Genomic DNA, 9,092 nt, shown 5'->3' with positions numbered 1-9,092 from the left:
TGGAGATGTACGCGCTTTTGGTACGCCGCGTCGCTCTCATCGATAATCCCGCTGAGCGCAAAACATTGTTGCTTGAAGAGGACAATAGGCGCATCGCATGGACGCATGAGCCGATGGGACGGGATCGACGAGTTCGTGGCCACGGCCGAGGCCGAGAGCTTCTCCAAGGCCGCCCTGCGACTGGGCCTGTCGACCTCGGGGGTTAGCCGGGCCGTGGCGGGACTTGAGGAGCGGCTCCAGACCCGCCTGCTCTATCGCACCACGCGCCGCGTCAGCCTCACCGACGCCGGCCGCGCCTTCCTGGCCCGGTGTCGCCAGCTGATCCTCGACCGCGACGAGGCGCTGGCGGCCGTCGGCGAGGAAGACGGCGAACTCAAGGGCCTTCTGCGCATGACCTGCTCGACGGCCTATGGCGAGCGGTTCGTGGCGCCGGCGGTGAACAGCTTCATGCTGAACCACCCCAAGCTGTCGATCCTGATCGAGCTGGACGACGCCGTGCGGGACATCGTCAGCGAGGGCTTCGACCTGGCCATACGCTTCGGCCGCCTGACCGACAGCCGGCTGATCGCCAAGCGCCTGGCCTCGCGCACCCGACGGCTCTGCGCCGCGCCCGCCTATCTGGCCCGCGCCGGCGCGCCGCGCACGATCGACGAGCTGTCGCGGCACGCCTGCGTCCTGGGCGCGGTCGACACCTGGCCGCTGCGGGAGCACGGCCCCGACGGCGAGCGCGAGATCGCCTTCAAGCCGCGGGGGCGCTGGCGCTGCAACAGCGGCCAGGCGGTGCTGGACGCGACCTTGCAGGGCCTGGGGATCTGCCAACTGCCGAACTTCTATGTCGACGCCGCCATCGCCAGCGGTCAGCTGGTCCCGCTGCTGGAAGCCCACCGCCCCGCCGACGAGGGCGTCTGGGCCGTCTATCCGCACCTGCGCCTGCTGCCCGCCAAGGCCCGCTTGCTGGTCGAGCACCTGGAGCGCAGCCTGGCCGTGGCCGGCTAGGAGCTGTGGACGTCTAGACCTTGACCACCGGCGGCAGCCGGTAACGGCCGTCCACCAGCTCGGGCCTCGGCAGATAGGCGCGCAGATAGAGGGCGAATGGTCCGCTCTTAGGGGCCGGCAGCCAGTTCGCCGTCTTGTCGCCGCCCGGGTCGGCGCGGCCGATCCAGATGTCCAGACCGCCGTCGGCGTTGCGCTTCAGCCCCGCCGTGCGATCCCCGATCGTGTAGCGCTTCAGCGGATTGTCGGTGAAGAAGAACTGGCCGTCGGCGGTGGCCTCGTACATCGACAGCGACCAGAAGCCGTCCAGCGGCAGTTGCGCGGGCAAGGTCAGCCTATAGGGGCCGTCGCCGGTGAACACTCCAGCCCCGTCGTCGCCCGCCGCCTTCAGGTACATCGCCTCGGCCACCGGCAGCGCGCCCAGGCCCTGAAGAGCGACAATGGCGCGATAGATGTAGTCCTGACCGTAATCGCCCAGGGTCGGGCGCGGATAGGCCCAGCCGCCGGTGAACACCTGGCGCCCCTTGGCGAAGATGGTGATCATCTTGGCCTGCTGAACGCCGTCGGCCGCCGCGGCGGCGTCATAGGGGCCCGCCCCCAGGAAGGCGGCCGAGCGGCGCAGGATCCGCAGGTCCGTCGCCGGGGCCGGATCGCTGGCCAGCAAGGCTCGCGCGGTCGCGAAATAGTCCTCGGGCTTGGCGTCGCGCGCGGCGTAGGCCGCGACCGGTCCGCCGGCGGGTCCGCTCAGCTTGAAACCGTCCTGCGCCTGATGCGCGGCCGCCAGGTCCTCGCCGCCGTCGGTCAGCACGCGGATCAGCAGCCAAGCGTGCGGCGTGGCGATGCGGACCGGGTTCGGCCCGGTCGAGGCGTGGCCTGGCCCCACCAGGGTGAAGGTCCCGCCCTCGCCGCCGATGGTGCGCGTCCCCAGCACCACGTTGTTGTTGGTGAACATGTCCATCACCGCCGCCGAGTAGTAGCGCTTGCCCATCGGCGGGATGACGAGGGTGACCGGCCCCTTGGTCAGGTCCAGGAAGGCCGGCGAGTACAGCGTGTCGTTGTTGGGCGTCGTCACCCAGCGCGCGGTGTGATCCGACAGCCCGCGGGTGTGGGTCAGCTTGTTGACCGCCGCGCCGGGCGCCTTCAGCAGGCGGGCGCGCGTGGTGGCCATCTCGATCAGCGGCAGGGCGTAGAGGTAGGCGTCGCGGGCGGCGATCGGGTCTCCGGCCGCCAAGGCGGACCTCGCCGCGAACCCGGGCGCGAAGCCCAGCGCGCCAGCCATCGCCAACAGGTCTCGACGGTTCATCTCGCTCTCCCCGAACATTTGTTTGGACGGAGTGAACGCGCGATCCGCGTCGGATGCAAGGCGTGGAATGGGGGCGTGGAATGGGGAAGGCGCCCGGGCCTTCCCCACCCCCAACAAGGCTGACGCGCGACAGGGGCGACCCACGTCCAGCCTCGCTTTTCAAGCCAGAGAGGCTAGGCCGCGCTGGCCAGGCGCGCGGCCTGGACCACGCTCTGAAGCGTGATGATCGTCGCGTCGACGCGCTCGTGGGCGTCGGAACCGACGATCTTGCGTGCCACGGTGATCGACAGGCTCCGGCGCAGGTGGCCCAGGGCCCGAGGCGGAGCCACCAGGATCACCTGATCGAAGCCATGGCGGGCGTTGATGTCATCCAGACGCTTGGCCAGGTCGCGCAGAAACGCCTTCTCGGCCCGGTCGCGCAGGTCGCCCGCGTGGGTGATGTGGCTGGGACCGTCGTGGTCGTGATGCTCCTTCAGACCCGCCAGCCATTCGGGACGGTCATGGAGCGGGCCGCCGATCCGCGGCTGCTCCAGCAGCCGGGCGCGGTGTCCATCGGCGACAACGACCAGGGTTGTGGCATCAGGGGTCATCCGGAACTCCTTGCTTGACCTCGCCGGCACCGTGCGCTCGCCCCGCGCGAGAGCGGATGATCGAAGTCAAAACCAAGGCCGGCGGCGCGCCCTTAGCGGAGCCTCCTTAAGGAGCCTATTCCTTGTTTTTGGCCGCCTTTTCGGCCAGCTTGGCCAGCACCCGCCCGCGTCCCTTGCTCAGCGCGGTGATCACGCCCCGGAAGGTTCTGACCTCCTGGTCGGTGAGGCGGGCGCGGGCCAGCGGGACGCGCAGATTGCGGACCATCGACGGCTTCTTCTCGGGCGGATGGTAGAAGCCGGCCTTGTCCAGCTCGTCCTCAAGGTGCTCGTAGAGACCCATCAGGGTCGCCTGGTCGGCGGGTTCCTCGACGTTCAGCTCGAACTTCTTCCAGGGGCGATTGTCCTGGGTCATCTTCCATTCGTAGGCGTTGATCGACACCGCCTGGGCCAGGTTCAGCGAGCGGAAGCGCTCGTCGATCGGGATCGAGACGATGGCCTGGCACAGAGCGATGTCGTGAGTCTCGAGGCCGGCCCGCTCGCCGCCGAACAGCAGACCGACCTTGCGTCCTTGGGCGACCTCGTCGGCCAGGTGGCCGGCGCTTTCGCGCGGCGTATAGACCGGCAGGCGGGTTTCGCGCGGCCGGGCCGTGGTCGCGTAGACAAGCTTCAGGTCGGCGATCGCCGCTTCCAGGGTGTCGAACACCTTGGCGTCGTCCAGAGGCCAGTGCGCGCCCGACGCGCTGGCCCAAGCTCGCTCTTGCGGCCACCCGTCGCGCGGCCGCACCAGGCGCAGCTCCGACAGGCCGAAATTGGCCATCACCCGCGCCACCGAGCCGATATTCTCGGCCAGCTGAGGCTCGTTGAGGATGACGCACGGCGGTGTGATGTCGGGGGCCTGGGGCTTGAGGTCTTCGGTCATCCGCCCCCTTTGCCGCCGAGGCGACGCCGGATGCAAGGCCTAATGAGCCCGCGCCAGGGCCTCCAGCAGCTGAGCCGGATGCAGCGGCTTGGCCAGGTGCAGGTCGGCGCCGGCGGCCTTGGCGGCGGCGACGTGCTCCTCCATGGCGTTGGCGGTCAGCATGATCACCAGCACGGGCGCGGTTCCGGCGGCGGCCTCTCGCGCCCGCAGCACGCGGGTCGCGGTCAGACCGTCCATCACCGGCATCTGCATGTCCATCAGCACCGCGTCGAAACTGGCCGCCTCCAGTGCGTCCAGCGCCGCCTGGCCGTCCTCGACCATGGTCAGGTCGACGCCGAACGGCTTCAGCACGATCTCGACGACCTTGCGGTTGGTCGGATGGTCCTCGGCCACCAGCACCCGCAAGCCCTCCAGCGAGACCTCTCCATCCTGCTCGGGTTCGTCTAGCGCGGCGGACGGCTCGCAGCGCTTCAGGGGCAGCAGCACCTCGAACCGGGCCCCCTCGCCGGGCGTGGCCTGGGCGCTTATGCCGCCGCCCATCATCTCGGCCAGCGCCGCGCAGATCGACAGCCCCAGGCCGGTGCCGCCGAACTGCCGGGTGATCGACTGGTCGGCCTGGACGAAGCGCTTGAAGAGCCGCTCGCGCACGCTCTCGTCGAAGCCGACGCCGGTGTCGCTGACCACCAGGCGCACATCCTCGCCCACGCGGTCGACGTCCAGCCGCACCTGGCCCTTGGACGTGAACTTTACCGCGTTGGCCAACAGGTTGGAGAGGATCTGGCTGATCCGGCCGGCGTCGCCGTCATAGGTTCCGGCGGCGTCCGGCGAGACCGACCAGCGGAACTCCAGGCGCTTGGCCTGGGCGGCGGCGGCGTGCAGTTCGGCCATGCCGCGCACCAGCTGCGTCAGGTCGAACGGCGCGATGGACAGCTGGAATTGGCCGGCCTCGATCTTGGAGACGTCCAGAATGTCGCTCAGCACCTGCTCCAACAGCCGGCCCGACGATGTCACCAGGGCGGCCATCTCGCGCCGGACCTCGGGATCCGCCTCGCCGGCCAGGCGATCGCCGATGGCGATCACGCCGTTCAACGGCGTGCGTAGTTCGTGAGACATATTGGCCAGGAAGACGGACTTGGCCTGGTTGGCGCGCTCCAGCTCGGCGGTGCGCTCGGCCACGCGATCCTCCAGCGAACGGCGCAGGTCCTCGTTGCGGTCGCGCTGGCGGCGCAGCGCCCGGGCGAGCGAGCCGATCTCGTCGTTGCGGACCTCGATCGGCGCCGCCGCGGCGGGATCGCCGACGCGCTGGGCCTCGGCCAGCGCCTCCAGCGGCCGCGCCACCATGTGGTTGATCAGGCGGTACAGCAGCATCACCTGCAGCGCGACGCCGATAAAGCCGAACAACAGCACCCAAGACGCCGTCTTTAGCGACGACCAGACGATGTCGCTGGACGGGAAGGTCATCAGGAACCACCAGCCGGGCTCGACCAGGCGGCCATAGGCCACCAGGCGATCGCCCTTCGGCGAGAGAATGACGCCCACGTCGCGCTTCTGGGCGCGAATGGCGGCGATTAGACGCTTGAGGTCGTTCTGGGTCTCGAACTTGCGCAGTTGTTCGGCGTCGACGACCCCGTCTTTGGTCACGCCCTGACCCGACACCAATCCGCCGTCGTCGCCGACGATCAGGTTGCGCCCGCCCGGCAGCCCCTCGCCGACCGCGCGGATCAGATAGGAGTTCAGCGGCAGGGTGGTGCCCCAGGCCCCCATGAATTGGCCCTGGTAGTAGAACGGCGTCACGCAGGCCACGTTCATCGCGCGACCGTTAGGGTCCGAAACCAGCCGCCGCAACTTGGTGCATTTCATGGCGTGCGCCGGGTTGTTCGACGGCAGGCTCAGCTGGGTCATTTCCTCGCTGGCGATGCTGAGGTCCGCCGGCGCCGTCTGGCGGTAGTACGAAAGCTTGTCCGACCGTCGCGGGCCAAACATCACCAGTCGGGTGCGCGGCGTGAAGAAATAGAAGTTGTCGTAGCGATGCAGTTCGCTCTCGCCGGTGGCGGCCACCACGTCCGTGGCGCCCACGAATAGGTCGCGCTCGGCCGCGGTCATGTCGTCGGCCCGAGACAGGTAGGCGCCGATGCCGTAGACGTAGCCGCTGTCGGTGCGCTCGCCATTGAACAGCGAGGGCGCCGAGCGGCGGGTGCCATCGCCCTTCTCCGGGAACATTCTGTCGAACTGGGCGCGCCCCTGGGTATTGCTCTCAAGGGACAGGCGCCGGGTCAGGGCTTCGCTGGCGGCGCTATGCACCTTGACGAGATCGGAAAACAGGCGGTCCTCGATCTTGACCCGCGCGCTCACATATTGGGCGAGGTGGAGGGTCTGGGCGTCGGCCGCGCTCCTGCGCACGAAGACGAAGGCCGTCGCCGTGGCCACCCCGGTCACGGCGATCGACAGAATCGCCACCATCGTCAGAAGCCGACGCGCCAGCGGCGCCGTCGCCCCCGCGACCGCTTCCGGACTGTTGTTCAAACCCCCTCCATGGCCTGGCCTCTGGGCCCTCGCCCGCTGATTCCTCGGATCCCCACGTTATGCTGAAGCTTAACTTGTTAACGACGTCCCACCGATCGGCTTTTCCCTCGCGACACAACAGTCTATAGCCACCACGTCCGCGCCGCTTCCTGGCCCTGTGCGCCAGATCGCCACAGGCGCGCCACCGTCCAGAGGAACCTCTCCGCAATGGCCAAGATCAAAGTCGCCAACCCCGTCGTCGACATGGACGGGGACGAAATGACCCGGATCATCTGGAAGCTCATCAAGGACAAGCTGATCTTCCCATACCTGGACTTGGAGCTCGACTATTACGACCTGTCGGTCGAGAACCGCGACGCCACCGACGACCAGGTGACGATCGACGCGGCCAACGCGACCAAGAAGCACGGCGTCGCGGTCAAGTGCGCCACCATCACGCCGGACGAAGCCCGCGTGAAGGAATTCAATCTGAAGAAGATGTGGAAGTCGCCGAACGGCACGATCCGCAACATCCTGGGCGGCGTGATCTTCCGCGAACCGATCATCTGCCAGAACGTGCCGCGCCTGGTGCCGGGCTGGACCCAGCCGATCATCGTCGGCCGCCACGCCTTCGGCGACCAGTACAAGGCCACCGACTTCCTGTTCCCCGGCAAGGGCACGCTGTCGATCAAGTTCGTCGGCGACGACGGCCAGACCATCGAGCACGAAGTGTTCCAGGCCCCGTCCTCGGGCGTCGCCATGGGCATGTACAACCTGGATGAGTCGATCCGCGACTTCGCCCACGCCTCGTTCGCCTACGGCCTGGCCCGTGGCTATCCGGTCTATCTCTCGACGAAGAACACGATCCTCAAGGCCTATGACGGCCGCTTCAAGGACATCTTCCAGGAGATCTACGACGCCGAATACGCCGAGGCCTTCAAGGCCAAGGGCATCCACTACGAGCACCGCCTGATCGACGACATGGTCGCCTCGGCCCTGAAGTGGTCGGGCGGCTATGTCTGGGCCTGTAAGAACTACGACGGCGACGTGCAGTCGGACATCGTCGCCCAGGGCTTCGGCTCGCTGGGCCTGATGACCTCGGTGCTGATGACGCCGGACGGCAAGACGGTGGAAGCCGAAGCCGCCCACGGCACCGTCACCCGCCACTACCGCCAGCACCAGAAGGGCGAGAGCACCTCGACCAACTCGATCGCCTCGATCTTCGCCTGGACGCGCGGCCTGGCCCACCGCGCCAAGCTGGACGACAACGCCGAGCTGGCCAAGTTCGCTGCCACCCTGGAAAAGGTCTGCATCGACACCGTCGAGAGCGGCTATATGACCAAGGACCTGGCCCTGCTGGTCGGCGAGAAGCAAGGCTGGCTGACCACCGAAGGCTTCCTCGACAAGATCGACGAAAACCTGAAGAAGGCCATGGCCTAAGACTTCCTCGCGGGGCCATGGTCCCACGAACCTAAGTCTCGCGACGCCCCGGGGATCCGTCCCCGGGGCGTTTCGCGTTCCAGGGGCGCCGCCCGCGCCGGGCGAGCGCTCTTGCGAGGACGGACGATAGCTGGTCTACCCGCGTTAACCTTTCGGAGGCGGCATGACCCTGCAGAAGCGGATCTGGGACCTGATCGTGCTGGCGATCTTCGTCTTCGCCGCCGCCTTCGCCACCGCGCCGTGGTTCGCCTTCCGGGCCCTGAAGGCGGCCGCCCAGTACGAGGACGTCCAGGCGATCGGCGAACTGGTCGACTTCCCGGCGGTGCGGCGCAGCCTGACCGCCGAGCTGGTTCCCGCCGCCCCGGCCGGTCAGCCCGAACCGCCCTCGATCTGGCGCGATCCGCTGAGCGTCTTCAAGCAGGCCGTCGAGCCGATCGTCCCGCCCGAGCCCAAGGTCGATCGCTATCTGACCGTGGCCGGCGTCGCGGCCCTGACGCGCGGCTACGCTCCCGGCAAGGCTCCGCCCGCCTCGACCCAGGACTCCACGGCCAGCGGCCGGATCAAGGACATGGTCAAGGGCCCCTTCCCTCAGATCGCCTATTGGGACCCCAACCGCGCGCGCATCGCCGTCAAGCGGCCCGACGGCAGCGGCAAGGTCACGATCTTCACCTTCGAGCGCAGGGCGCTGTTCACCTGGCGGCTGGTGCATATCCGGCTTCCGGGCGACGAGCGCCAAGGCTGACGCTGACATCGTGATCGCCCTGGTTCTCGACGTCGTCGGCCGCGTCTGGCCCTTCTTCCTGCTGGTCGGCGCCGGCTGGACCCTGGCTCGCCTGCGCCTGCTGGACGGGCGGATGGCCCAGGGCCTTTCCGCCTATGTCTATTGGATCGGTTTTCCGGCCCTGCTGATCCATTCGCTGTCGCGCCAGGGACGCCCCTCGCCCGACTTGCTGGCGGGCCTGGCCGCCTATGCCGGCGCGGGCCTCTTGCTGATGGCGCTCATCGTGTTGGCCAGCCGCCTCATGGGCTGGAGCCGGGCCGAGGCCGCCGGAGCGGCCATGGCGGGGAGCGTCGGCAACAGCGCCTTCCTGGCCCTGCCGATCGCGGCCGTCGTCCTGGGCGCCGAAGCCGCGCGACTGGTCGCCGGCGTTCTGGCCGCCGACTTCGTGGTGCTGAGCGCGGCTGGCGTCGGGCTGCTGGGCTGGGCGGCGGGCCGCTCGGTCGGTCGGTCCACCCTGCACGCCTTCCAGAACCCGGTGGTCGCCGCGGCCGTGGCCGGCGTCGGCCTGGCCCTGCTGGACCTCGCCCTGCCCGAGCCGCTGGACCGCGCCATCGGCATGGCCGC

Annotated in this window: 8 protein-coding genes; 4 read left to right on the top strand and 4 right to left on the bottom strand. The window is 68.7% G+C overall.

Going from position 1 to position 9,092, the window contains the following annotated elements:
• Positions 1-105 precede the first annotated feature (105 nt).
• On the top strand, positions 106-996 hold the full coding sequence (locus FCU40_RS21725) for a LysR family transcriptional regulator (RefSeq protein ID WP_004622775.1): 891 nt from the start codon (positions 106-108) through the stop codon (positions 994-996).
• Positions 997-1,009: 13 nt separating this feature from the next.
• On the opposite strand, the gene FCU40_RS21720 is transcribed toward FCU40_RS21725, so the two are convergent.
• From FCU40_RS21720 to FCU40_RS21705, 4 genes are all read right to left on the bottom strand, one after another.
• A complete protein-coding gene (locus FCU40_RS21720; protein ID WP_168077814.1) occupies positions 1,010-2,296 on the bottom strand; it encodes a DUF1254 domain-containing protein in 1,287 nt (428 codons plus the stop codon).
• Positions 2,297-2,469: 173 nt separating this feature from the next.
• Positions 2,470-2,886 carry a host attachment protein gene (locus tag FCU40_RS21715; protein WP_004622779.1) on the bottom strand — a complete coding sequence of 139 codons (417 nt, stop codon included), beginning with the start codon at positions 2,884-2,886 and terminating at the stop codon, positions 2,470-2,472.
• A 115-nt stretch (positions 2,887-3,001) separates the two neighbouring features.
• Entirely contained in the window at positions 3,002-3,805 is an 804-nt protein-coding gene (locus FCU40_RS21710; RefSeq protein WP_168077812.1) for an RNA methyltransferase, read from the bottom strand.
• 39 nt (positions 3,806-3,844) lie between these two features.
• On the bottom strand, positions 3,845-6,265 hold the full coding sequence (locus tag FCU40_RS21705; RefSeq protein ID WP_241693680.1) for an ATP-binding protein: 2,421 nt from the start codon (positions 6,263-6,265) through the stop codon (positions 3,845-3,847).
• Between the two features lie 270 nt (positions 6,266-6,535).
• Between FCU40_RS21705 and FCU40_RS21700 the strand changes: the two genes are divergently transcribed.
• The 3 genes from FCU40_RS21700 to FCU40_RS21690 all read left to right on the top strand — a co-directional run.
• Positions 6,536-7,747 carry an NADP-dependent isocitrate dehydrogenase gene (locus FCU40_RS21700; RefSeq protein ID WP_168077808.1) on the top strand — a complete coding sequence of 404 codons (1,212 nt, stop codon included), beginning with the start codon at positions 6,536-6,538 and terminating at the stop codon, positions 7,745-7,747.
• Positions 7,748-7,910: 163 nt separating this feature from the next.
• A complete protein-coding gene (locus FCU40_RS21695) occupies positions 7,911-8,489 on the top strand; it encodes a DUF2939 domain-containing protein (RefSeq protein WP_168077806.1) in 579 nt (192 codons plus the stop codon).
• Positions 8,490-8,499: 10 nt separating this feature from the next.
• Positions 8,500-9,092 (top strand): AEC family transporter (locus FCU40_RS21690; RefSeq protein WP_342672575.1); only part of this gene is annotated, 593 nt, incomplete at its 3' end.

The organism is Caulobacter sp. SSI4214, assembly GCF_012184455.1.
Classification (GTDB): Bacteria; Pseudomonadota; Alphaproteobacteria; order Caulobacterales; family Caulobacteraceae; genus Caulobacter; species Caulobacter vibrioides_E.
This window is presented reverse-complemented; position numbering and strand designations above follow the sequence as displayed.